Raw genomic sequence first — 23,374 nt, 5'->3', positions numbered from 1 at the left:
TCATGGGCCGAATGAATGAGCCGCAGCGGTTGCCCGAAGGCAGCTTCGCGGCCTGGAGCCGCGACCGGCTGGCACTGGCGCGCCGTGGCGCTGATGAGTGCGGAGACGTCTGGCAGCTGGAGCCGGGTGTCTACGTAGCCGCCCTGGCCGGGCCGTGTGAAGAAGTCCTGCGCCGCGCACAGGACTTCCTCAAGGTGCGCTCGCCTCTCTTCCCGCCGTTGAAGCGGTCGAGCGGAGCACCGACGCCTGAGGAGCGGGCACACGCTCACACCGCCCGCATGCGCGGACTGCGCCCGCAGGCGGTTGCAGCCCGGGTCGGTGAGATTGCGCCCGGGACCGCTCGATTTGCTGACCAATGGCCCACGGGCCAGGACATCGAGATTCTTCCCCCGGTCCGGCACGCCCTCGCAGAGATCGGCGTGCGCTACCTCTTCTCCGAAGATGCTCCCACCCTGCTGCCCTTCGCCTCACGGCTCTTCCTGGCCCGGGAGATGCTCGTACGCCCCTCGCGCTGGGTATGGCCGCGCTGGATCCCCACACCGGCACGGCGGTTCCGCACACGGCAGCAAGTCGACTTCACCAACGCTTTGCGGGCCGTCGTCCGTCGGCGCCGTTCATCGGGCCACCTCGGAGACGACGTGCTGGGACAGATGCTCCGGCCCTCCTCCCGCTACGGTCCACTGCCGGAAGAGGCCATCCTCGACAGCCTCCCCGGAATCACCGTCGCCACCTTCGAGACACCTTCCAGGGCAGCCGGATCGATCCTGCTCCACCTGGCCCGGTACCCCCAGGCCGCGGGTCGCGTCGCGGCCGAAGCCGCCTTGCTGCCCGTAAACCCGGCCGCGACGACCAGCACCCACCTCGACGGCCTGCAATACACCCAGGCCCTGGTACGCGAGGTGCTTCGACTGCACCCCCCGAGCTGGCTACTGACCCGGCGCGCCACGCGACAGACTCAGCTCGCCGACTACACCATCGACGCCGGGTCCACCGTTCTCGTCTGCCCCTACACCGCCCACCGCGACGCCCGGGAACACTTCGAGCCGGACCAGTTCCAGCCCGAACGCTGGCTCGAGGATTCGGGCTCGCCGGCGAAACCCGAGGTCTTCCTCTCCTTCGGTACCGGGCCGCATGGCTGCGAGGGAGCCGCTCTGGCGATGGCGATGCTGACGCTGCTGACTGCGCAGACCGCCCGCCGCTACCACGTGAGCGAGCCGCCCGGACCGGAACCCGGCTATCAGGTCACCACGTTCGGAGGTCTCACAACCGTCGGCTTGCGCCTGCGTGCCACCTTGCGCAGCTGAGGGGGCAGGGGCAGGGGCGCGATGCGTTCTGATCAAGGACCACGGGTCCGTACCCGTCGTTGAGGCCGTCGCGCGGCGGCACGCGACGCGGTGTGCGTTCTCAGAGACGGTGTGCGTTCTCAGAGACTCAGGGTGATCACCGCGGCGATGCCGCCCAGCCCCAGAGCGAAGGCCGCCTCGGGCCAGCCGCCGTCGCCCCAGCGGAAGATCCGGTCGACGGCGAGCCGACCCGGGCCTATGGCGGCGATGGACAGGGCGACGACGGCGATGCAGACGTTGTATTCCACGCCGCCGTCCGTGTCCCACAGGCCGTGGGCGCCGGTGACGGTCACCATGGCGTTGATCATCACGCCGATCAGGGCGGCGGCCGCCAGCGGGGTGAACAGCCCCAGGGCAAGGCCGAGGCCACCCAGGAACTCGGACCCGCCACCGATCACCGCGAAGAGCTTCCCCGGGCGAAACCCAAGAGACTCAAAGCCCGTGCCGGTCGCCGTCAGGCCGTGGCCCCCGAAGAGACCGAACAGTTTCTGCGCGCCGTGCCCCGCCATCAGCAGCCCAAAGGTCAGTCTGATGAGCAGAAGGCCGCAGTCGGCTGCGGACGCCGAGGGCGCGGCGGTGTCGCGCGCCACCGGTTCCGTCGGACGCGCAAGGCGGTTCGGGATGCGATTGGTCATCATGAGAAAGCTCCGGTTGAACGCCGAAAAGGCGTCACCCCCAGCTCGGCCGGACGCCGAGGCACCGGTCGGCGGCGAGCCCGCGCAATGTCGCGGGCATACAAGCCGCCTGTCACTACCGATCCTGCCGCAGCCGCCGGGACCGTGCATCCGGGCGCCCCACCGTCCTGCCGGCTGCCCCTTGCTCAAGCTTCAACGACACGCTCGCTTGCGGCGTTGTCGGCCATGGGTGATCGGGGTTGTGACTGCCGCTCGCGGCAGCTTGATCGCACCGACCAGTCGCGAGCGGACCCACCCCCGAAGTCGGGCGTCAGAAGTGGCCCACCGACTCAGCGTCGACCACCCGTATACGGACTGTGCTCCCGCCTAGACTGGCTCGGCCGCCACGGAAGGAATGATCACAAATGCGCCCTCAGAGGTTCCAGGAATTCGCCGTCGAAGCCCTCCTCAAGGCTCCCGACGTGACGGCCGCCGAACCCTGGCAGGAGGGTCGCCCATACGGTCTCCACGTCACCTTCAGCAGCGGGGCACAGCTGTGGGCAGCCATCACCGCCGCGGCTCTCAGCGATGACTACGATCAGCCCGAAGTACCCGTGACAGACGTGCCGCCTGCGGAAGTTCCGCTCCCGGATCTGTACGACGACGGAAAGATCACCCCCGCGCGAGCAGAGCAGTATCTTGCCGCGGTGCTCACCAATTCCGGCAACGCCGAGATCTCGAAGGTCTACACCTACACGACCGGTGAGAGGGCAGCCGAACCAAATGCCCACCCCGGGGTGGGCCTGATGTTCCACAGCAATTCCCGAATCTTCATGCTGATCCAGCACACAGCACGCCCCGGCCAGGACAAGGGCGGGCAGGCTTTCGAGCTCCAGGGCTCCTTCTGACTCTCTCTGCCCGGCCGGGCGGCCGACCGCCCGGCCGGGTACGGAGTGCAAGCGCACCACCTCTGTCAGCCCCGCCCCAGCAAGGAGGAACTGATATGTGCGACACGACCAGTCACCGCTTCGATCCCGGCCTGTGTGCCGGCGCCTGCCCCGTCTGCGGCGCGGGCGTAGGAAGCGAGCCCGGCACGCCAACGACCATCCACCAGGCGAACGGCAGCGGCGACGACACATGTCCCGGCAGCGGACAGCCTGCACAGTAGTCTGAGTAGACCGCCCCGGTTGGTTCGCTTTTGACCGATCGGGGCGGTCGTACGTTGGCGCTGAAGTCCCCCACTGGTCCCACTACATCGGCACCCGCCGTCAGTACGACTTGGGGAGCCCAAGGGACTGGTGGGACACGTAGTTGAGGATCATCTCCCGGCTGACGGGGGCGATCCGGGCGACGCGGGACGCCGTGATCAGGGACGCGATGCCGTATTCACGGGTGAGTCCGTTGCCGCCGAGGGTGTGGACGGCCTGGTCGACGGCCCTCACGCACGCCTCGCCCGCCGCGTACTTCGCCATGTTGGCGGCCTCCCCGGCGCCGATGTCGTCGCCGTCGTCGTAGAGACGGGCGGCCTTCTGCATCATCAGCCGGGCCAGTTCGAGTTCGATGTGGGCCTGGGCGAGGGGGTGGGCGATGGCCTGGTGGGCGCCGATGGGTTCCTTCCACACCTGCCGGGTCTTCGCGTAGTCGACGGCGCGGGCGAGCGCGTAACGGCCCATGCCGATGCCGAACGCGGCGGTCATGATGCGCTCGGGGTTGAGCCCGGCGAAGAGCTGGAGCAGTCCGGCGTCCGCTCCCCCGCTCTCGGCTTCGCTCGAGCGGGAGGTACCCCCTCCCACCAGGGCGTCCACGGGCAGCCGCACGTCGTCGAGGACGAGTTCGAACTGCTTCTCCGCCGCCTGGAGTTCCATGTCGATGTGCGAACGTTCGAAGCCGGGAGCGTCGCGCGGGACGATGAACAGGCAGGGCTTGAGGCGTCCTGTCCTGGCGTCCTCGGTGCGCGCGACGATCAGGGTGGCGTCCGCGATGTCGACACCCGAGACGAAGACCTTGCGCCCGGTGAGCAGCCAGTCGGCGTCCGCTCCGGAACCGTCCCGGCGTGCGGTGGTGGTGATGCGGTGGGAGTTGGAACCGGCGTCGGGTTCGGTGATGCCGAAGGCCATGGTGAGGCTGCCGTCGGCGAGGCCGGGGAGCCACTGACGCTTCTGCTCCTCGGTGCCGAAGCGGGCGATGACCGTGCCGCAGATCGCCGGGGAGACGACCATCATCAGCAGCGGGCTGCCCGCCGCGCCCAGTTCCTCCAGAACGATGGAGAGTTCGGCCATGCCGCCGCCCCCGCCGCCGTACGCCTCGGGCAGGTTCACACCGAGGTAGCCCAACTTCGCGGCTTCGGACCAGAGTTCGTGGGGGTGGGAGCCGTCGCGCACGGCAGCGGTCATGTAGTCGCGTCCGTACCGCTTGCCGAGGGTGGCGACGGCGGCGCGCAGGGCCCGGTGCTCTTCGGTTTCGAGGACAGTGCTCATGGCGTTGCTTCCTCCTGTACGGCTGTGTCTTGCGTGACGTCTTGCGTGACCTGTACGGCCGCATCGGGTGCGGCCGCCACGTCCGGTGCGTCCGGTACGTCCGGTACGTCCGTGTCCCGCACGACGGCGAGCAGGGTGCCGACCTCGACCTGGAGGCCGGGGGCGGCGTGGAGTGCGGTGAGGGTGCCGGAGGCGGGGGCGAGGATGCGGTGTTCCATCTTCATCGCCTCCAGCCAGATCAGTGGCTGCCCGGCCTCGACCGCCGCCCCGGTGGCCAGGCCGTCCGCGATACGCACGACCGTGCCGGGCATGGGGGCGGTCAGGGAGCCGGGTTCGGTGCGGTCGGCGGGGTCGGTGAAGCGGGGCAGGGCGGTGAGGGTGTACGAGCCGGTGGCGGTGTCCACGTACACCGTGTCGCCGTGCACGGTGACGGCGAAGCGGCGGGTGACGCCGTCGTCGGTTTCGAGGGTGACGTGGTCGGGGCGGGCGGCGACGACCCGTTCGCCGGTCTCGGGGACCGGGCCGTTGCGGGTGGTGCGGTAGGCGGCCTCGTGCTCGGAGCCGTCGGGTTCGGCGCGGTAGCGCTTGACCTGGGGCCCCGAGGGGTTGTTGCGCCAGGCGCCGAAGCGGACCGGGCCCGGTCCGGGGCCCTGTCGGCGGGCGGCCTCGTCGGCGAGGGCGGCTGCCAGGGCGGCGAGGCGGAGTTCCTCCGGGCCGGGGGGCGGGGTGAGGGCGACGAGGTGGCGGTCGTAGAAGCCGGTGTCGAGGCGGGCGGCCCGGAAGTCGGGGTGGCGCAGGGACCGTACGAGCAGGTCTCGGTTGGTGACCGGGCCGTGCACGCGGGCGCGTTCCAGGGCGCGGGCGAGGAGGCGTACGGCCCGGTCGCGGGTGGGGGCGTGGGCGATGACCTTGGCGAGCATCGGGTCGTAGTGCACGCCGATCGTGTCGCCGCCGACGTATCCGGTGTCGAGACGCAATCCGGGTTCGTCGGGCACCTCCAGCGCGAGCAGTGCTCCGGTCTGCGGCTGCCAGTCGCGGGCGGGGTCCTCGGCGTAGAGCCGGGCCTCGACCGCGTGTCCGTGCGGTTGCGGTGGTGTGGCGGTGGGCAGGGGTTCGCCTTCCGCGACACGCAGTTGCAGGGCGACCAGATCGACCCCGAACACCGCCTCCGTCACGGGGTGTTCGACCTGGAGCCGGGTGTTCATCTCCAGGAAGTACGGCCGCCCGTCCGGGGCGAGGAGGAACTCGACGGTGCCCGCGCCCCGGTAGCCGACCGCGCGTGCGGCGGCCGTGGCGGCGTCGTGCAGCCGGGTCCGCAGCGCGTCGTCGAGTCCGGGCGCGGGGGCCTCCTCGACGACTTTCTGGTGGCGTCGCTGGAGCGAGCAGTCGCGGGTGCCGAGTGCCCAGACCCCGCCGTGCCCGTCGGCCATGATCTGCACCTCGACGTGCCGCCCGCGCTCCACGTACGGCTCCGCGAAGACCTCCCCGTCCCCGAACGCCGCCTCGGCCTCGGCGGAGGCATCCTTCAACTCGGCTGGGAGATAGCCGAGTTCGCGTACGACCCGCATTCCGCGGCCACCGCCGCCGGCCGCCGCCTTCAGCAGCAGCGGCAGGTCGGACTCGGTGGCGCGCTCCGGGTCGACGGGGGCGAGCAGCGGCACCCCGGCCCCCGCCATGAGTTCCTTGGCGCGGGTCTTGGAGGCCATCAGCTCGATGGCCTCGGGCGGGGGTCCCACCCACACGAGTCCGGCGTCCTGCACGGCCCGGGCGAATCCGGGGTTCTCGGAGAGGAAGCCGTAGCCGGGGTGGACGGCGTCGGCGCCCGCCGCGAGGGCGGCGCGTACGACGAGGTCACCGCGCAGGTACGTGTCGGCCGGGGCCGCGCCCGGCAGCCGTACGGCGGTGTCGGCCTCCCGTACGTGAAGCGCGCCGGCGTCCGCGTCGGAGTACACGGCGACGGTGGCGATGCCGAGCGCGCGGCAGGTGCGGAAGATCCGGCAGGCGATCTCGCCCCGGTTGGCGACGAGCAGCGCGGAGATCGGTGGGGCGAACGACGCGGTGGAGGTCGTCGCGGAGATCGGTGTGGTCATCGTCGGCCTCACATCCGGAAGACGCCGAAGCCGCCGCTGGCGCCTTCGACCGGGGCGGTGTGGATCGCGGACAGGCACATCCCGAGGACGGTCCTGGTGTCGCGCGGGTCGATGACCCCGTCGTCGTACAGCCGCCCGGACAGGAACATCGGCAGCGACTCGGACTCGATCTGCTGCTCGACCATGGCGCGCAGCCCGGCGTCCGCCTCGTCGTCGTAGGGACGTCCCTTCGCGGCGGCGGAGGCGCGAGCGACGAGGGACAGCACCCCGGCGAGCTGCTGCGGCCCCATGACGGCGGACTTGCTGCTGGGCCAGGAGAACAGGAAGCGCGGGTCGTACGCCCGCCCGCACATTCCGTAGTGCCCGGCACCGTACGAGGCGCCCATCAGCACGGACAGGTGCGGCACCTTCGAGTTCGACACCGCGTTGATCATCATGGCGCCGTGCTTGATGATGCCGCCCTGTTCGTACTCCTTGCCGACCATGTAGCCGGTGGTGTTGTGCAGGAACAGCAGGGGGATGTCGCGCTGATTGGCGAGCTGGATGAACTGCGCGGCCTTCTGCGACTCCTCGCTGAACAGCACGCCCCGCGCGTTGGCGAGGATGCCGACCGGATAGCCGTGGAGCGTGGCCCACCCGGTCACGAGGCTGGTCCCGTACAGCGGTTTGAACGCGTCGAAGTCGGAGCCGTCGACGATCCGGGCGATGACCTCGTGCGGGTCGAAGGGCACCTTCAGGTCGCCGGGCGCGATGCCGGCCAACTCGTCCTCGTCGTACTTCGGCGGTTCGGCGGGCCCCGGATCGGGCTGCGCCTTGCGCCAGTTGAGGCGGGCGACGATGCGGCGGGCCTGACGCAGCGCGTCGGGCTCGTCGACGGCGAAGTGGTCGGCGAGCCCGGAGGTGCGGGCGTGCATCTCGGCGCCGCCGAGCGATTCGTCGTCGCTCTCCTCCCCCGTGGCCATCTTGACCAGGGGCGGTCCGCCGAGGAACACCTTGGACCGGTCCTTGATCATGACGGTGTGGTCGGACATGCCGGGGACGTACGCCCCGCCCGCGGTCGAGTTGCCGAAGACCACGGCCACGGTGGGGATGCCGGCCGCCGACAGCCGGGTGAGATCGCGGAACAGCGCCCCGCCCGGGATGAAGATCTCCTTCTGCGACGGCAGGTCCGCCCCTCCCGACTCGACGAGGCTGATGCAGGGCAACCGGTTGGCGAAGGCGATCTCGTTGGCCCGCAACGCCTTCTTCAGCGTCCACGGGTTGGAGGCACCGCCGCGCACGGTCGGGTCGTTGGCGGTGATCAGGCACTCGACGCCCTCCACCACGCCGATGCCGGTCACGAGCGAGGCGCCGACCGTGTACTCACTGCCCCAGGCGGCGAGCGGCGACAGTTCCAGGAAAGGGGTGTCCGGGTCGATCAGCAGCTCGATCCGCTCTCGGGCGGTCGACTTGCCGCGCTTGCGATGCCGTTCGACGTACTTCTCACCGCCGCCCGCCCGTGCCCTGGCGTGCTCGGCGGCCAGTTCGTCGAGTTTCGCGAGCATCGCGGCGCGGTTGGCGGCGTATTCGGGACTCGCGGTGTCGAGTCCGCTGCGCAGGACGGTCATACGGTCGCCTCCGGTGCCTGGGCGGATTCCAACAGCGTTACGGGAACAGGGAGATGCCGGGAGCGCAGCCACTCCCCCACCGCCTTGGCCTGCGGATCGAACCGGTGCCGCGCGGCGACGCCCTCGCCGAGCAGCCCGCGCACGACGAAGTTCAGCGCACGGAGGTTGGGAAGCACGTGCCGCGCCACGTCCAACCCGGCGCACTCCGGGAGCAGTTCCTTGAACCGTTCCACGGTCAGCTCGTGCGCCAGCCACCGCCAGGCGTCCTCGTCGCGTACCCAGACCCCGACGTTGGCGTCGCCGCCCTTGTCCCCGCTGCGGGCGCCCGCGATCCGGCCGAGCGGTGCGGTACGGACGGGTCCTGGCGGCAACGGCTCGGGCAGCGGGGGCGGTTCGGCGTCGTGGAGCGGTCGCGTGTGTACGGGCGGTTCCTGGTACGCGCGCCGCCCGTCGGGGAGGACGGCGATGTGCGGGACCTCGCCGGCCGGTACGTACCGCGCCTCGAAGACGCCGAACGGGCTGCCCTTCCCGGGCGGGGCGGTGACGTGGAAACCGGGGTAGCTGCCCAGCGCGAGCTCGACCGCCGCTCCCGAGACGGCGCGCCCGACGGCCTCCGGGTCCTGGTCGCGGACGATGAGCCGGAGCAGGGCGCTCGCGGTCTCCTCGGTGGGGGCGTCGGGCCGGTCGAGGCGCGCCAACTCCCAGCGCACCTCGTCCGGTTCGGTACGGGAACGGGCGAGCGCGTCCGCGAACTGTTCCCTCACCAGTCGCGCCTTGGCCTCGATGTCGAGCCCGGTGAGCACGAAGACGACCTCGTTGCGCCAGCCGCCGAGCCGGTTGAGCCCGACCTTGAGGGTGGGCGGCGGCGCCTCGCCCCGTACCCCGGACATCCGCACCCGGTCGGGCCCCTCCTGGCCGAGCCGCACGGTGTCGAGCCGGGCGGTGACATCCGGCCCGGCGTACCGCGCCCCGCCGGTCTCGTACAGCAGTTGCGCCGTGACGGTGCCGATGTCGACGACACCGCCGGTGCCGTCGTGCTTGGTGATGACGCAGGTGCCGTCGGCGTGGATCTCGGCGACGGGAAAGCCTGGGCGGCGGATGTCGTGGTCGCGGAAGAAGGCGTAGTTCCCGCCGGTCACCTGGGTGCCGCACTCCAGTACGTGACCGGCGACGACGGCCCCGGCGAGCGCGTCGTGGTCGCCCGGCCCCCAGCCGAAGTGGGCGGCGGCGGGGCCGGTGACGAGGGCGGCGTCGGTGACGCGTCCGGTGACGACGACATCGGCCCCTGCCCGCAGGCAGGCGGCGATCCCGGCGCCGCCGAGGTAGGCGTTGGCAGTGAGGTACCCGTCGGGGACGGCCAGACTGTCCCCCTCCACGTGGGCGACCCGCACCGGGACGCCGGTCTTCTCCGCCAGCTCCCGTATTTCCTTGGCCAGTCCGGCAGGGTTGAGTCCTCCGGCATTGGTGACGATCTTCACCCCGCGTTCGTGGGCGAGCCCGAGTCCTTCTTCGAGCTGGCGCAGAAAGGTGGTGGCGTATCCACGCGCGGGGTCCTTGATCCGGCTGCGGCCGAGAATGAGCATGGTCAGCTCGGCGAGGTAGTCGCCGGTGAGGACGTCGAGGGGCCCGCCGGTGAGCATCTCGCGCAGGGCGTCGAATCGGTCGCCGTAGAACCCGGAGGCGTTGCCGATGCGGAGGGGGGCGGTCATGCCTGGGCTCCTCGGGATGCGGAACCGTCGTCGGGCACGGTCGGCCCGGGTGCGCGGCCGGGGCCCGGGGGCCCGGCGAATGCCTGGGCGATGTCGAGCCAGTGGTCGGCGTCGGGACCGGTGGCCCGGACGGCGAGGTCATCGCGATGGGCGCGCTGGGTGACCAGAAGGCAGAAGTCGAGGAGCGGCCCGGTGACGCGCTGGGCGGCGTCCTCGGGCCCGAACACGATCAACCCGCCGTCGGGGGCGAGGAGTTCCACCCGGAACTCCTCCCGGGGTGCCGTGCTTCCCCGTACCAGGTACGCGTAGTCCCGTGCCCGCACCCCGATGCGGGCCACATGCCGCAACCGGGCGGTCGGCACCCTGGTCACCCCGAGCGCGTCGGCGATGTCCTGGCCGTGGGCCCAGGTCTCCATGAGCCGGGCGGTCGCCATGGACGCCACGCTCATGGGCGGCCCGTACCAGGGGATCCGGGTCCCGGCCGGCGCCGCGCGCAGCATCTCCTGCATCCGTCCCCGGCCGTCCCGCCACCGCGCGAGCAGCACGTCCGGGGCGGCCCCGGCCGCCTTCGCCTCCGCCACGATCGCCCGCGCGGCCACGTCCACGAAGGTGTCGGGCGCCTCCTGGGCCTTGGCCGTCTCGGCCGCGAAGGCGTCGGGGTCGGTCGCGGCAAGCAGTGCGACACCGTCGGTCCAGGCGAGATGGGCGATCTGGTGGGCGATGCTCCACCCGGGGGCGGGCGTCGGGGTTTCCCATTGCTCGGCGCTCAACCCCCGCACCAGCTCGTCGAGTTGGTCGCTCTCCTCACGCAGGTCGTCGAGCACGGCTGCGACATCGGACACGGTGCGCTCCCTCGGGGCGTGGCGGTGTGCCCAGGAGCATGGCAGCGAGACGATAAACAAGCAAGCATGCTTGCATGATTTTTCACCCCGCCTGGTCGGCGGCGAGAGCGCCCCGGTGGAGCCGAGTCCGGTGACCGCGCGCGGCTGCTCCACGCCTGAGCCCGAGCGCGCCCCCGCCCCGGTCGGCCGCACGGACCGGGGCGGGCGCGGCGGACCGGGGCGGGGCCTGCGGACCGGGGCGGGGCCTGCGGACCGGGGCGAGCACGGCGGGACAGGTGCGGGCGCGGCGGAACGGGCCGGTACGGCGGAACGGGGCCGGTACGGCGGGACGGGTACGGGAAGCCGTCAGGTCCGGTCGCGGACCCCGGTGCCCCGCACCTGACTTCGTACCGCGCCCATGCTCGCGCCGATGACCAGGGCGATGGCCAGGGCGTCGGTCGGGGCGAGGGCCTGGCCGAGGACGAGGAAACCGGCCGTGGCCGCTATCGCGGGTTCCAGGCTCATGAGGATCGCGAAGGTGGGCGCGGGAAGGCGCCGCAGCGCCATGAGTTCGAGGGTGTACGGCAGGACGGAGCTGAGCAGCGCCACCGCCACGCCCAGCCCCAGCGTGGACGGGACCAGCAGTTTCGAGCCGGACTCCAGGACGCCGAGAGGCAGGGTGAGGAGGGCGGCGACCGCCATGGACAGGGCCAGGCCGTCCGCCTGCGGGAAGCGGCGGCCGGTGCGGGCGCTGAAGACGATGTACGTGGCCCACATGGCACCGGCGCCCAGCGCGTACGCGGCGCCCACCGGGTCCAGACGGTCGAAGCCCCCGCCGCTCAGCAGCACGACACCACCCAGCGCGAGCCCCGCCCACACCAGGTTGATCAGGCGGCGCGAGGCGATCACCGAGAGGGCGAGCGGGCCCAGCACCTCAAGGGTCACGGCCGCGCCCAGCGGGATGCGGTCGACGGCCTGATAGAAGAGCGTGTTCATGCCGGCCATGGCCACGCCGAAGGCCAGGACGGTGCCCCAGTCGGCGCGGGAGTAACCGCGCAGCCTCGGGCGGCAGACGACCAGCATCACGAGCGCGGCGGCGGCCAGCCGCAGGGTGACCACCCCGAGCGCCCCGGCCCGGGGCATCAGCAGTACCGCCACGGAGGCGCCGAACTGGACGGAGAGGCCCCCCGCGACGACCAGGGCGATCGGGGCGAGCGCCGCCGCCCGGCGCGGGGCGCGGACGGAATCGGGTGCACCGACGGACCGGGCGGAACCCGGTGCCGGGTCGGCCGCGGCGGCCATCTGGGGTGCGGCGACGGCCGCCACCCGTTCCGTCGCCGCCGCCCCTGCCGCCGCGCACCGGTCGTTCACGTCCACCTGCGTCGTTCCTTCCGCGTCCGAGCCCCGAGCCCGGGTCCGAGCCCGGTGCCCGGATGCCCGATATCCGGATGCTCCGCGTCCGGAAAGCGATGAACTAAGGCTCGAAGCCGTCGCCATCAGTGCCTTCCGCCGCACCGGCCGATCGAAATCACTGCACCTTCGTGAGGTACCTCCCTCTTACGGTAGGTACCTCCGCGTGCCATGTGAAATGCCGGTTGGGCTCCGGTTATGCTCCACACGCATGAGCCTTGGACCCAGTCGTGACCCCCGTACCGGGCGCTCCCCGGACCGTGAACGGGACCGCGGCGTCGAGATCCGTCATCTGCGCGCCTTCCTCGCCGTCGCCGACGAGGGCAATGTCACACGCGCCGCCGCCCGGCTGCGCGTCACCCAGCCCGCCGTCTCCCGGACGCTCGCCGCCCTGGAACGGCACCTCGGCGTCCGGCTCGTCGACCGTTCCACCCACCATCTCGCGCTCACCCCCGAGGGCATCGCCTTCCGGGACCGGGCCGTCGCCGCGGTCGCCGCGTTCGACGAGGCGCTCGGCCCCGGCGGACCGCACCACCGGGCCCTGCGGGTCGGGCACGCCTGGTCCGCGTTCGGTCCGTACACGACACCGCTGCTCCGACACTGGCAGGAGCGCCATCCGTCCACCCCGCTCGAACTGCTGCGGATCGACGACCGCACCGCCGGGCTCGCCCGCGGCGAGGTCGACGCCGCGCTGCTGCGGGGCCCGGTGGCGGCGCCCGGGCTCGTCGCCGAGGTGCTGTTCGACGAACGCCGGGTGGCCGCCGTGGCGGCGGACGGCCCGCTCGCTGCCTGCACCGTGCTCCGTCTCGCCGATCTCGCGGACCACACCGTCGTCCTCAACACCGTCTCCGGTACCACCGGCCTCGACCTGTGGCCGCCCGACGCCCGCCCCGCCGCGACCCTCACCGTCGCCAACACCGACGACTGGCTGACCGCCATCGCGGCGGGTCGGGGCGTCGGGGTCTCCGCAGCCTCCACCGCCGAGATGCACCCGCACTCCGGGGTCGCCTACCGCCCGCTCGTCGACGCCCCGGCCGTGCCGGTCCTGCTCGCCCGGCGTGACGCCCGCGGCCACCCGGCGCTGCCGGACCTCCTCGACCTCGCCCGCGAGATCGTGCGCGGGGATGCCCGCCGCCGCGACCCCGTGTCCGATGACCGAGAACGCCCTCGCCGATGACTACGGGATGTCCCGCCCGACCGTCCGCCGGGCGATTGCCGTGCTCACCGGGGAAGCGCTCTTAAACGCGGTGTCGGGGCGCGGTAACCCCGCCGGGTTGACGAAACAGACAGGGGCACCCCCCTTTGCGGCCTGGCACGTCCTTCGAACGCACCCTGCCGAGTTCGATCGCACCCTGCCGACCCTTCGGCCCGGCCGTCGGAGCAATATGCTGGTTCCGTGTGGCGCGTCCGCCCGGCCCTCGGCCGACCTCACTCGGCGGAGACGACAGCGGGCGAGCACAGGCTTCGAGGGGCCGGAGCGGAGAGGTGCTCGGCACCTGGTCGCTCTCCCGTGCCGCGGCCTCGTCGAGAGGGGATGAGCCCCGATGAATCGTCCCTCCGCCACCCCCGACGATAAGCCCGACGACCTCGGCGGCGTCTTCACCGCTACGGCCACGGTCGATGATCGCGGCATCGTGACGGGGTGGAGCGAGGGTGCTCTGCTCCTGCTCGGTTACCGGTCCGACGAGGTCGTGGGGCGACCTGTGGCGGGGCTGCTGGCGGAGGACGTCAGCGGTGCGGTTCAGCGGGGCGGAGCCGACGGGCCCCGCCGGAACGCAGACGGGTCCGGCTGGAACGGAAGGGTGACGCTGCGGCACCGTGACGGTGGCCGCGTCGAGGTGGGACTGCTCGCGCACCGCGGAATGACGGACGGCGGGGCTGTCGAGTGGTTCGTGGTCTGCGCCCCAGCGCGCGAGGCGTGCACCCTCGGGGAGCACGCGCTGTTGGAGCGGACGTTCGTCCAGTCCCCGTACATTCTGGCGATCTACGACACCGACTTGCGGTCGGTGCGTGCGAACGCGGAGATGGAGCGCGCGGTCTCCATGACAGACGACGAGATGCGCGGGCTGCGCCTGTCGGAGATCGTTCCGCACCCGGACGCGGAGAAGAACGAGAGGGCCATGCGCCGTGTGCTGGAGACCGGCCGACGGGTCTATCTGGAAAACTACCTGCGCGTACCAGGAGAGAGCCGTGAGCACGCCTGGTCGATCTGCGTCGCCCCGGTGGTGGACAGTTCCCATCGGATGAACGCGGTGTGTTTCACCGCGCGTGACATGACCAAGCGGTACTGGGCACGGCAGCGGCTGCTGTTGATCAATGAGGCCGGCACCCGCATCGGCAGGACCCTGGACGTGGCCCGCACCGCCCAGGAGCTGGCCGACGTGGCCGTTCCCCGGCTCGCGGACTGCGCGACGGTCGACCTGCTCTCCTTCCTCCACGGCGGCGACGAGCCGCGCCCGGGCCCGCTGACCGGCCCCGTCAGCATGCGCCGCACCGCCGTGCAGTGCGCCGGGGCCGTCAAAGCTCCGGCACAGGGGGAGTACATGGTCACCTACCCGGATTTCTCACCTCCGGCCCAGTGCCTCTCCACGGGCCGGCCCTCCGCGTACGACACGACCGACCCGCTCATGGCCCGCTGGGCCGCCCATGACCCCGCGTGGGCGGCGATGATGCGCGAACGGGGGGTGCACTCGGTGATGGTCGCGCCGATTCGTGCCCGTGGCATCACGCTCGGTGTGGCATTCTTCAGCCGCCACCAGCACCCGGAGCCCTTCGAGCAGGACGACATCCTGTTGGCCGAGGAGATCACGGCGAGGGCGGCCGTCTGTATCGACAACGCGCGTCGTTTCACCCGGGAGCGCACGACCTCCGTCACTCTGCAACGCAGCCTGCTGCCGCGCGAGCTCCCCGAGCACGTGGCTGTCGATGTCGCCTTCCGCTACCTGCCCGCAGGGGGCTCGGTCGGAGTGGGCGGAGATTGGTTCGACGTGATCCCGCTCTCCGGTGCCCGGGTGGCCCTGGTCGTCGGAGACGTCGTGGGCCACGGTCTCCATGCGTCCGTGACCATGGGCCGGCTGCGTACCGCGGTGCGGACCCTGGCCGACATCGATCTGCCGCCCGACGAACTGCTCACCCACCTCGATGACCTCATCGTCCGGCTGGGCTCGGAGGACGAAGCCGAAACCGTCGGGGACGTCGGCGCCACCTGCATGTACGCGGTCTACGATCCGGTCTCGCGCCGGTGCACGCTGGCCAGCGCCGGCCACCCCATGCCCGTCGTCGTCCTGCCGGGCGGCACAGCGGAACTCCTTGAGATGCCCATCGGCCCGCCACTGGGCCTGGGCAGCCTGCCGTTCGAGACCGCCGAGGTCGAACTGCCCGAAGGCAGCCTTCTCGCCTTGTACACCGACGGCCTCGTCGAGTCCCGCATCCACGACATCGACGAGCGGATCGACACCCTGCGTGCGGCCGTCTCCCGGACGGCTCCTTCGCTGGACGAGGTCTGCGACACCGTGCTCGACGCGCTGCTGCCGCCCCAGTCCGACGACGACATCGCCCTGCTCCTCGCCCGTACCCGTGCCCTGGGACCGGGCCAGGTCGCCGGCTGGGACATCCCCGCCGAGCCCTCCGCCGTCGCCTCGGCCCGGCAGCACGCCGCGGACCAGTTGGCCGCCTGGGGACTGGACGAGGCCGTCTTCACCACCGAGTTGGTGGTCAGCGAACTCGTCACCAACGCCATCCGCTACGGACACCCTCCCATCCAGCTGAGACTGCTGTTCCACGACCACACCCTCATCTGCGAAGTCTCCGACGCCAGCAGCACCGCCCCCCACATGCGCCGCGCCCGCGTCCTCGACGAGAACGGCCGCGGCCTCCTCCTGGTCGCCCAACTCACCGGACACTGGGGTACTCGCCCCACCCCGAACGGCAAGACCATCTGGGCCGAACAGAACGTCCGAGCAATGGCCGCAGGGCTGTCGGTCTGACCGCCGGTCTCTCACGCGGTGGCCACCGCCCGTGACCACGGCCATCGATCCGCCTGTTCTCCTCCTTGGTCGCTTCGTACGGTGATCTCGTGCAGGGCCCGCCCCGGTCGGCGCTCGACCTGTCCAAGGGGTGCGGGCGTTGTGGATCCAACCGGCGCGGGGTGGTTCCCGCTCCCCTGCCGGGGGGTCGATGTGGCAGAACCAGTTGACGGGTCGTCCCCGGCAGGGGGCGGAGCCTTCACAGGTAGAGCTGTCGTTTGCAGTCCCGGCAGTAGGTCTTGCCGTCGCGCTGTTCGGTCTGCCGGTGCTCACACGTCTTGGTCCTGGTCATCGTGACACCCCTGCGGGCAGGGCCGCGGCGTACAGATCACGGCCCCGGCGGGACGCCCGGTGACGGCCGCCGGAACCCTCCGCGGGCAGGGCGCGCGGCGGGGGCACATGGGCGGGAACGGCGAGGCTGGCTGACTGCGCGGCGCGGTCGCCGTGTGCGTCCCGGTCGTGCGCCTGGACGCGCACCATATGGTCGAGCTCCGCGAGGCAGGGGCCACAGGCGTACACGTCGCCCGTCGCCCCGGGTGTGGTCACCGAGCCGACCCACAGCACGGCCACGCCCTCACGGCGGCAGAACAGCCAACACTCGCCCGCCACCCACGCGTTACCGTCGCCAACCTGCGCGACCAGGGGCCACGCATCGCGCCACGAACGCTCGACGGACGGGGAGAACATCACGCCGTACCCCCCGTTCGCCCCGCCAGTTCGGCCAGTTCGGCCAGTTCTGCCGGGGGCCGCATCACCGCGTAGTCGCCGAAGTTCCGGCGGTAGCGCCGGTGCCCCGTCTCCTGCGCGTGCCTGCGCTGCCACTCCTCCACCGGCCCGGGGCCGCTGTGCGTACCGGACTCCACGCCGCACTCGGTTTCGTCGCCGGACACGCAACGGGCCTCGTACTCCGGTTCCGCTGTCGCGTCCTGCTCGACGGAGAACGGAACATAGCGGAACACGCGCCGGGTCACCGCGCCGCCTCCTGCCGGCGTCCGGGGCCCTGGAGCCGGAGCGCGGCGGCCAGCGCACGGGCCGTCGCCACGTTGCAGCGTCCCAGGTCGATCAGCACGCGCGGGGCGGACCCGGCGCAGGAGACGACATCGAGAGAAAGGGACGGCAGCTTCACCCCCGCCGCCTTGAGCGCGTCACCGAGTTCATCGCGCGCCCGCTCGGCGTCCCCGATCCCTTCCTCCGTTGTCCGCCACCTGCTGCCTGTCGTCGCCATGCCTGCCGCTCCGTACGCCATTGACCCTTCACTCCCGCTGCTCTGCGTGACTTCCTGCTCACACCATGGCTTCGGAGCGCGTACGCTCGATAGATCTGGAGCCATTCCAACGCAGGCGGAATACCAGGGAGTTGAACAGGTGAGCGAAGGCGCTGACCAGGCACGGGAGCCCGCGAACGGTGCCGTGTACTTCGGCGAGGAAACCAAGGCACTGCGTGAGGCCCTGGGGCTGTCGCAAGAACAGTTCGCGGACAGGCTGCACTACCGACAGGCACAGGTCAGCAAGGTCGAGAACGGCACCGTGCTCGCGTCGGAAGCCTTCGCGGAGGCCATGGACCGCGTGGCCGGCACGCCGGGTGTGTACATCCGTTTCCGGGCCAAGCTGAGCAAGCAGGGGCACCCTGAATGGTTCGTGCCGTACATCACCCTTGAGGAGTCCGCGAGCGGGATCACGGACTACTCGTGCACGTTCCTCATGGGCCTGTTGCAGACCGCGGAGTACGCGACAGCCGTCTTCCGCGCCGCTCACCCACGTGAGGCGGAAGACCGAATCAAGGAGCGCGTGGGGCTACGCATCAGGCGGCAGGCCGTCATAGAGCGCGACGCGCCACCGCTCCTGTGGGTCGTGATCCACGAAGCCGTCCTGCGCACATGCGTCGGCGGCCGGTCCGTCATGATCGGGCAGCTTGAACACCTGATCGCGCGGATGGCATCGCCCCACATCACGGTCCAAGTGCTGCCGTACAGGGCAGGTGCCGCGCCCAGCCACCTGCCATTTACGCTGCTCTCGTCGAACGGTGCACCTCACGCGGTCTACACCGAGACTCCCACCCATGGCGGTCAGGTGGACGACACCCCTAGCGTGGTGGCGACAGCCGTCAGCATGTTCGACCGGCTTCGCATGGCGGCACTGTCCGAGGAAGAATCGCTGACCGTGATTCGCGAGATCATGGAGGACCACACCAAATGAGCAGCATGCCCGACCCTCGGCCCATCCAGTGGGTCAAGAGCACCTACAGCGGCGGCGATGGGGGGCAGTGCATCGAATGGGCGCCCGACCACGCGCGCACGAGCGGTGAGTTCCTGATCCGTGACAGCAAGAACCCGGACGGCCCGCACCTGACCCTGACGAACGAGGGGTTCACCGGCCTCGTGGAGTTCGCCAAGCGCCACGGGTGACCCACTGGCCCAACCGGCCCCGAGTGACCGGCCCTCGCCGCGCGGCGGGGGCCGTGGTCATGCCGTCGGGGCGACGGCGGCCAGATGGATAGCCCCCTGGCGCGAAAGTGACAGTGGGCGGCACGTTCGACACGTTTTTCCGCTGGTAGAGCGGGGGTGTGTGCCTCGCGGTCAGGCCACCGGGCCGGGGGCGGGTTGGCGGCAGGGGGTGCACAGGCCGTCGCGGAATGCTTCGGGCCTTCCGGGGACGCCGCATTCGGTGCATTCGACCATCAGGCGGCGCGCGGGAGTTCCCGGCGCGGCCGGGCCGGTGGTGGCGGGCAGGCGGGGCGGGAGTTTGTCGTGGAGGCGGCGGCGGACGAGGCCGAAGGGCGAGCCGACGGACGCAGGAAGCCCGGCGGTCAGGGCGTGTGTCAGGTAGTCGGCGTCCACACCACGTGCGAACCACTCGGCCGCCAGCCGTTCCAGTGCCGCGCAGTCCGCCGCCGAGAGGGCCAGGCGGGCGTCGGTACGGCCGAGACGGGCCAGGGCGAGGAAGGCGGGCGAGGGCTGCCGGTCCACGGCCGACCTCGGCCCGGACCCTGGCCCCAGCCCCGGCTGCGGATCCGGCTGCGGCTGTGCGGTGCGCTGCTGCGGCACTGCCGCAACGGGCGGCTGCGCCGGTACGCGCACGGGCGCGGACGCGGGAGCGGATGCGGGAATGGGTGTGGGCGCGGATGCTTCGGCCTGGGCTCCCGACCCGGGCGCGGCAGGCCCTGCGGCCTCCTGCGGCACGGAGCGGCGTTCCTCGGCGGCGAGGAACGCGTCCCACCACTCGTTGTCGTGGGCGACCTTCGACCAGAAAGTGCGGGTGACCCAGCGGACCTGACCACCGCCCTCGCCGCCCAGGCACCGCACACGCCGCAGGTGACCTGCCAGCCCCAGAGCCCGCAAGGCGCCGCCGACAGCCATCTGCCCGTACAGCGGCTGGCTCCGGGCCAGTGACTTGACGTCCATCGCCGCGCCTTCGGGCAGCGCGTCGACGAAGCCCGCGATGTGCCGCTCACGCTCGGGCAGCATCGCGAAATGGCCTTCGCGGGGGGCGTGTTGCTCCGGCACGGATCGCTTGCCGTAACCGGGCTTGGCGTTCGGGTGGACGCGCGAGTGGGGGCGCGGGGATGCGGGCGTGAGCAGGGCACGGCTAAGGTTCACAGCAGTCACGGGATCGCCTCTCGATCTTGGGATCAGACCCCGGCCGGTGAGCCAACACCGCGTCGGGGTCGCTATTTCGGGCACCGTAAACAGCCGCGACTCCGCGCCGCAACTTGGTCACGATTAGTCATACTTGCTGGCCGTTACGGGTCTGGGAGGGCGGGAGGTTTTTCCAACCTCCCTTTCCAACCAACCAGTTGAGCAACATCGCTCGAACCTCGAAGCTCAAGTCCCGGCTCTCGAAGCCCGAAGCTCAAGGCCCGGGTCCGAGCCTCTCTCCGTACCCACGAAAGAGTGAACGGCCCCACCTCCGAGGCTCGAAGCTCGGGGCTCGAATCCCGAGGCTCGAATCCCGAGGCCCAGGCTCAGAGGTCACCCGACGGGCTCTCAGGAAGCACCCGGCTCCGGCGGCAGTCCCTCCGCCAGCACCTCCGCCAGATGGCGGGCCCGTACCCCGTCGCCCAGATGTGCCAGTTGCGTGCGGCAGGAGAAGCCGTCCGCCAGGATCAGCGTGCCGGGACCGGCCTTCCGTACCGAGGGGAGCAGTTGCTCCTCCGCACACGCCACCGACACCTCCCAGTGGCCGCGTTCGAAGCCGAAGTTCCCCGCCAGTCCGCAGCAGCCTCCGCTCAACTCACCGCTCATCCCCGCCCGGTCACGCAGACGGCGGTCCGCCCCGTCGCCCAGGACGGCATGCTGATGGCAGTGGGTCTGGCCGGTGACCGGGCGGTCCAGGCGGGGTGGCTGCCAGTCCGGGGCGTACTCCTCCAGGTATTGGGCCAGTGTCCGCACCGAACCGGCGAGTTCGGCGGCGCGCGGGTCGTCGGGGAGGAGTTCGGGCAGGTCCGTGCGGAGGGTGGCGGCGCAGCTCGGTTCGAGGACCACGAGCGGGTCACCGACGGAGCCGCCCATCCGGTCCAGGGTGTGGCGCATCACGGCACGGGCCCGGTCGAGCTGGCCGGTGGACACGTAGGTGAGACCGCAGCACAGCCCGTGACCGGGTGTCAGCGCGGTGCGGCCCGCCGACTCCAGGACGCGGACGGCCGCCCGGCCCACCTCGGGCGCGAGGTGTTCGGTGAACGTGTCCGGCCACAGGAGGGCCACCTGGTCGTTCGAGAGGATCACCGTCCCCTTGCCCTGGCGCCGCCGCAGCCACCGGCTGAACGTCTCGTGCGCCAGGACCGGGATGTCGCGCTCGGGCGTGATCCCGGCGAGCCGCTTGGCCAGGGCGGCCAGGGGGCGCACCCGGGCCAGGGCGTTCAGCGCGCCCGCGAACGGGGCGGCCAGGCGCAGCCACTGCGGCAGCCGGCCCATCGTGTAATGGGCGGCCGGGCGCCGCCGCCCCCGGTAGTGGTGGTGCAGGAACTCCGCCTTGTACATGGCCATGTCGACGCCCACCGGGCAGTCGGAGCGGCAGCCCTTGCAGGACAGGCAGAGGTCGAGCGCGTCGCGCACCTCCGTCGACCGCCAGCCGTCCGTGATCACCTCGCCGGCGAGCATCTCGTGCAGCAGGCGGGCCCGGCCCCGGGTGGAGTGGGCCTCCTCGCCGGTCGCCCGGAACGACGGGCACATCACGCCCGCGCCGACGGGCGTGGCCGTACGGCATTTGGCGACGCCCACGCACCGGCGTACCGCCGCGGTGAAGTCGCCGCCGTCGTGCGGGTAGCCGAACGCGACGTCCACCGGGCGCCTCGGCAGCACGTCGACGCGGAGGTTCTCGTCGAGCCGGGCGGGGCGGACGAGAATGCCCGGATTCATGCCGTCGTCCGGGTCCCAGATGCCCTTGAACCGGGCGAAGAGGGCGACCAGTTCGTCGCCGTACATGCGGGGGAGCAGTTCGGCGCGGGCCATGCCGTCGCCGTGTTCGCCGCTCAGCGAGCCGCCGTGCTCGACGACCAGGTCGGCGAGGTCGGTGGAGAAGCGGCGGTAGCGGGCCACGCCCTCGGGGGTCAGCAGGTCGAAGTCGATCCGGACGTGGACGCAGCCCTCACCGAAGTGGCCGTACGGGGTGCCGCGCAGCCCGTGCTCGGCGAGCAGGGCGCGGAACGCGCGCAGGTACGGGCCGAGCCGGGCGGGCGGGACGGCGCAGTCCTCCCAGCCGGGCCACGCCTCGGTGCCGTCGGGCATGCGGGTGGCGGTGCCGGCGGCGTCCTCGCGGATGCGCCACAGGGCCTGCTGCCCGGCCGGGTCGGTGACCACCGCGGCGTCCAGCGGGTCACCGGCCCGCGCGATCCGTTCGGCGTGCGCGCGGGCCTCGGCCGGGGTGGCGCCGCCGGTCTCGACGAACAGCCAGGCGCCGCCGCGCGGCAGCCCGGCCGTCCCCCGTACGAGGTCGGCGGCGCCCGGCACCAGGTCGGCGGCCATGCCCTCCACTGTCAGCGGCCCGTACGGGAGGAGGCCGGGGGCGGCCTCGGCGGCCGAGGACTCGTCGGCGTAGCCGAGTACGGCGAGCGCACGGGCTGCCGGCGCCTCGACGAGTCGTACGGTCGCCTCCGTCACCACGCCGAGCGTGCCCTCGCTGCCGCAGAACGCGCGGGCCAGGTCGGTGCCGCGTTCGGGCAGCAGTGCGTCCAGGGCGTAACCGGAGATCCGGCGCGGGAGTGCGGGGAACCCGGTGCGCAGGAGGGCCAGGTTGGCGTCGACGAACGCGGTGAGCCCGTCCGGGCGTTCGGTCTCCCGGCCCCGGCCCGCCCGGAGCGTGTCGCCGCCGTAGCGGGCCACGGTCAGGGTGTCCACGTTGTCGGCGGTGGTGCCCCAGGCGACCGAGTGCGCGCCGCAGGCGTTGTTGCCGATCATGCCGCCGAGCGTGCAACGGCCGTGCGTGGACGGGTCGGGGCCGAAGGTCAGGCCGTACGGGGCGGCGGCCGCGCACAGCTCGTCCAGGACCACGCCCGGCTGGACGACCGCCGTACGGGACCCGGGGTCCAGGGCGGTGATCCGCCGCATGTGCCGCGTGAGGTCGAGCACGACCCCGGTGCCGGTGGCCTGCCCGGCGATGGACGTCCCGCCACCGCGCGGAACCACGGGCGCCTCGTGCGCGCGGCACACGGCGAGCGCTGCGGCCACGTCGTCCGCGTCGCGCGGGGCGACGACGCCGAGCGGTACGCGACGGTGGTTGGAGGCGTCCATCGTCGTCAGCGCCCGCGCGGTGGGAGTGAAGTCGACGTCTCCGCGGACCGCGGCGCGCAGGGCCCGGGCGAGTGCGTCGCGTTCGCCCGGATTCGCGAGTACGTCACGTTCCCTCGGACTCGCGAGTACGTCACGTTCCCTCGGACTCGCGGATGCGTCACGTCCCCTCGGGTTCGCGGATGCGTCGCGTTCCGTCGGTTTCCGGTGTGCGGCCATCGGCCCAGGATGCCGCCGACGGGGCGTCCGCGCTCCCGGGGCCGCGCGCGTTTCCCGCGAATGCCTCAATGCAAGGGAACACGCCCCCATGCCCGGGAACACACGCATACACCGGCATACATCGGAACACAGGTCCATGACCGAGGACGACGTTTCTTCACGGGCTGTCGCGCCCCGTGCACAGTCGGACACGCCGCCACATACGTAACAGAGAACGCCAGAAGATCTTCCCAAAGGGAGGGTCAATTCTCATATAGTGACCACGACTTACCTGGGAATTATCAACTCCAGTTGTCGCCTGACCTGCCGCTGTACCGATCCGTCCCGATAAGCCCTGT

General features: G+C 71.7%; 19 protein-coding genes. 7 read left to right on the top strand and 12 right to left on the bottom strand.

Translation table 11 applies throughout. From position 1 onward, the window contains the following. Positions 1–2 precede the first annotated feature (2 nt). Positions 3–1,304: a cytochrome P450 gene (locus tag ACGF2V_RS23210; RefSeq protein ID WP_362709333.1), complete on the top strand. Its 1,302-nt coding sequence runs from the start codon at positions 3–5 to the stop codon at positions 1,302–1,304. A 119-nt stretch (positions 1,305–1,423) separates the two neighbouring features. Here ACGF2V_RS23210 and ACGF2V_RS23205 read toward each other — a convergent pair whose 3' ends face one another. Further along, positions 1,424–1,981, bottom strand: a complete 558-nt coding sequence (locus ACGF2V_RS23205; protein ID WP_362709330.1) for a DoxX family protein — start codon at positions 1,979–1,981, stop codon at positions 1,424–1,426. Positions 1,982–2,382: 401 nt separating this feature from the next. Between ACGF2V_RS23205 and ACGF2V_RS23200 the strand changes: the two genes are divergently transcribed. Further along, on the top strand, positions 2,383–2,865 hold the full coding sequence (locus ACGF2V_RS23200; protein ID WP_362709328.1) for a hypothetical protein: 483 nt from the start codon (positions 2,383–2,385) through the stop codon (positions 2,863–2,865). Positions 2,866–3,225: 360 nt separating this feature from the next. On the opposite strand, the gene ACGF2V_RS23195 is transcribed toward ACGF2V_RS23200, so the two are convergent. The 6 genes from ACGF2V_RS23195 to ACGF2V_RS23170 all read right to left on the bottom strand — a co-directional run bounded on the left by ACGF2V_RS23195 (position 3,226) and on the right by ACGF2V_RS23170 (position 12,032). Beyond that, on the bottom strand, positions 3,226–4,434 hold the full coding sequence (locus ACGF2V_RS23195) for an acyl-CoA dehydrogenase family protein (protein WP_362709325.1): 1,209 nt from the start codon (positions 4,432–4,434) through the stop codon (positions 3,226–3,228). Then, positions 4,431–6,524 (bottom strand): biotin carboxylase N-terminal domain-containing protein, encoded by a 2,094-nt coding sequence (locus tag ACGF2V_RS23190; protein ID WP_362709322.1) that lies wholly within the window; start codon positions 6,522–6,524, stop codon positions 4,431–4,433. Before ACGF2V_RS23190 ends, ACGF2V_RS23195 begins: the two co-directional genes overlap by 4 nt. An 8-nt stretch (positions 6,525–6,532) precedes the next feature. Continuing rightward, on the bottom strand, positions 6,533–8,131 hold the full coding sequence (locus tag ACGF2V_RS23185; RefSeq protein WP_362709319.1) for a carboxyl transferase domain-containing protein: 1,599 nt from the start codon (positions 8,129–8,131) through the stop codon (positions 6,533–6,535). Beyond that, positions 8,128–9,840, bottom strand: a complete 1,713-nt coding sequence (locus ACGF2V_RS23180) for an acyclic terpene utilization AtuA family protein (protein ID WP_362709316.1) — start codon at positions 9,838–9,840, stop codon at positions 8,128–8,130. The genes ACGF2V_RS23185 and ACGF2V_RS23180 overlap by 4 nt, the downstream gene beginning before the upstream one ends. Next, positions 9,837–10,682 (bottom strand): TIGR03084 family metal-binding protein, encoded by an 846-nt coding sequence (locus tag ACGF2V_RS23175; protein WP_362709314.1) that lies wholly within the window; start codon positions 10,680–10,682, stop codon positions 9,837–9,839. Before ACGF2V_RS23175 ends, ACGF2V_RS23180 begins: the two co-directional genes overlap by 4 nt. A 345-nt stretch (positions 10,683–11,027) precedes the next feature. Next, a complete protein-coding gene (locus tag ACGF2V_RS23170; RefSeq protein ID WP_362624290.1) occupies positions 11,028–12,032 on the bottom strand; it encodes an EamA family transporter in 1,005 nt (334 codons plus the stop codon). 250 nt (positions 12,033–12,282) lie between these two features. Here ACGF2V_RS23170 and ACGF2V_RS23165 point away from each other — a divergent pair, with 250 nt between their 5' ends. The 3 genes from ACGF2V_RS23165 to ACGF2V_RS23155 are packed head-to-tail and all read left to right on the top strand — an operon-like array spanning position 12,283 to position 16,057. Beyond that, positions 12,283–13,248, top strand: a complete 966-nt coding sequence (locus ACGF2V_RS23165) for a LysR family transcriptional regulator (RefSeq protein WP_362709313.1) — start codon at positions 12,283–12,285, stop codon at positions 13,246–13,248. Further along, a complete protein-coding gene (locus ACGF2V_RS23160; protein WP_362709310.1) occupies positions 13,196–13,609 on the top strand; it encodes a GntR family transcriptional regulator in 414 nt (137 codons plus the stop codon). The genes ACGF2V_RS23165 and ACGF2V_RS23160 overlap by 53 nt, the downstream gene beginning before the upstream one ends. A 6-nt stretch (positions 13,610–13,615) precedes the next feature. Then, a complete protein-coding gene (locus tag ACGF2V_RS23155; protein ID WP_362709307.1) occupies positions 13,616–16,057 on the top strand; it encodes a SpoIIE family protein phosphatase in 2,442 nt (813 codons plus the stop codon). A 327-nt stretch (positions 16,058–16,384) separates the two neighbouring features. Here the strand turns inward: ACGF2V_RS23155 and ACGF2V_RS23150 are convergent, their stop codons facing one another. The 3 genes from ACGF2V_RS23150 to ACGF2V_RS23140 form a co-directional block, all read right to left on the bottom strand. Beyond that, a complete protein-coding gene (locus ACGF2V_RS23150; protein WP_362709304.1) occupies positions 16,385–16,705 on the bottom strand; it encodes a hypothetical protein in 321 nt (106 codons plus the stop codon). Positions 16,706–16,782: 77 nt separating this feature from the next. Next, the gene (locus tag ACGF2V_RS23145) at positions 16,783–17,067 is read right to left on the bottom strand and encodes a hypothetical protein (RefSeq protein ID WP_362624214.1); all 285 of its coding nucleotides are present in this window, start codon (positions 17,065–17,067) and stop codon (positions 16,783–16,785) included. Then, on the bottom strand, positions 17,064–17,321 hold the full coding sequence (locus ACGF2V_RS23140; RefSeq protein ID WP_362624212.1) for a hypothetical protein: 258 nt from the start codon (positions 17,319–17,321) through the stop codon (positions 17,064–17,066). Before ACGF2V_RS23140 ends, ACGF2V_RS23145 begins: the two co-directional genes overlap by 4 nt. A 139-nt stretch (positions 17,322–17,460) precedes the next feature. Between ACGF2V_RS23140 and ACGF2V_RS23135 the strand changes: the two genes are divergently transcribed. Together ACGF2V_RS23135 and ACGF2V_RS23130 are read left to right on the top strand one after the other, a co-directional pair. After that, complete coding sequence (locus ACGF2V_RS23135) at positions 17,461–18,291, top strand: helix-turn-helix transcriptional regulator (protein ID WP_362624210.1); 831 nt, start codon at positions 17,461–17,463, stop codon at positions 18,289–18,291. After that, entirely contained in the window at positions 18,288–18,500 is a 213-nt protein-coding gene (locus ACGF2V_RS23130) for a DUF397 domain-containing protein (RefSeq protein WP_362624208.1), read from the top strand. The genes ACGF2V_RS23135 and ACGF2V_RS23130 overlap by 4 nt, the downstream gene beginning before the upstream one ends. Before the next feature lie 171 nt (positions 18,501–18,671). Here ACGF2V_RS23130 and ACGF2V_RS23125 read toward each other — a convergent pair whose 3' ends face one another. Beyond that, positions 18,672–19,700 carry a MarR family transcriptional regulator gene (locus ACGF2V_RS23125; protein ID WP_362624206.1) on the bottom strand — a complete coding sequence of 343 codons (1,029 nt, stop codon included), beginning with the start codon at positions 19,698–19,700 and terminating at the stop codon, positions 18,672–18,674. A 378-nt stretch (positions 19,701–20,078) separates the two neighbouring features. Then, positions 20,079–22,820: an FAD-binding and (Fe-S)-binding domain-containing protein gene (locus ACGF2V_RS23120; RefSeq protein ID WP_362709370.1), complete on the bottom strand. Its 2,742-nt coding sequence runs from the start codon at positions 22,818–22,820 to the stop codon at positions 20,079–20,081. Between the last annotated feature and the right edge of the window lie 554 nt (positions 22,821–23,374).

This window comes from Streptomyces sp. NPDC047982 (genome assembly GCF_043204165.1).
Taxonomy (GTDB): domain Bacteria; phylum Actinomycetota; class Actinomycetes; order Streptomycetales; family Streptomycetaceae; genus Streptomyces.
The sequence above is the reverse complement of the archived record's forward strand: the minus strand, read 5'-3'. Positions and strand labels throughout refer to the sequence as shown.

Coding starts and splice junctions, on each gene's coding strand:
- ACGF2V_RS23210 (WP_362709333.1), top strand. CDS start 3: ATGGGCCGAATGAATGAGCCGCAGCGGTTGCCCGAAGGCAGCTTCGCG.
- ACGF2V_RS23205 (WP_362709330.1), bottom strand. CDS start 1,981: ATGATGACCAATCGCATCCCGAACCGCCTTGCGCGTCCGACGGAACCG.
- ACGF2V_RS23200 (WP_362709328.1), top strand. CDS start 2,383: ATGCGCCCTCAGAGGTTCCAGGAATTCGCCGTCGAAGCCCTCCTCAAG.
- ACGF2V_RS23195 (WP_362709325.1), bottom strand. CDS start 4,434: ATGAGCACTGTCCTCGAAACCGAAGAGCACCGGGCCCTGCGCGCCGCC.
- ACGF2V_RS23190 (WP_362709322.1), bottom strand. CDS start 6,524: ATGACCACACCGATCTCCGCGACGACCTCCACCGCGTCGTTCGCCCCA.
- ACGF2V_RS23185 (WP_362709319.1), bottom strand. CDS start 8,131: ATGACCGTCCTGCGCAGCGGACTCGACACCGCGAGTCCCGAATACGCC.
- ACGF2V_RS23180 (WP_362709316.1), bottom strand. CDS start 9,840: ATGACCGCCCCCCTCCGCATCGGCAACGCCTCCGGGTTCTACGGCGAC.
- ACGF2V_RS23165 (WP_362709313.1), top strand. CDS start 12,283: ATGAGCCTTGGACCCAGTCGTGACCCCCGTACCGGGCGCTCCCCGGAC.
- ACGF2V_RS23160 (WP_362709310.1), top strand. CDS start 13,196: ATGCCCGCCGCCGCGACCCCGTGTCCGATGACCGAGAACGCCCTCGCC.
- ACGF2V_RS23155 (WP_362709307.1), top strand. CDS start 13,616: ATGAATCGTCCCTCCGCCACCCCCGACGATAAGCCCGACGACCTCGGC.
- ACGF2V_RS23140 (WP_362624212.1), bottom strand. CDS start 17,321: ATGGCGACGACAGGCAGCAGGTGGCGGACAACGGAGGAAGGGATCGGG.
- ACGF2V_RS23130 (WP_362624208.1), top strand. CDS start 18,288: ATGAGCAGCATGCCCGACCCTCGGCCCATCCAGTGGGTCAAGAGCACC.
- ACGF2V_RS23120 (WP_362709370.1), bottom strand. CDS start 22,820: ATGGACGCCTCCAACCACCGTCGCGTACCGCTCGGCGTCGTCGCCCCG.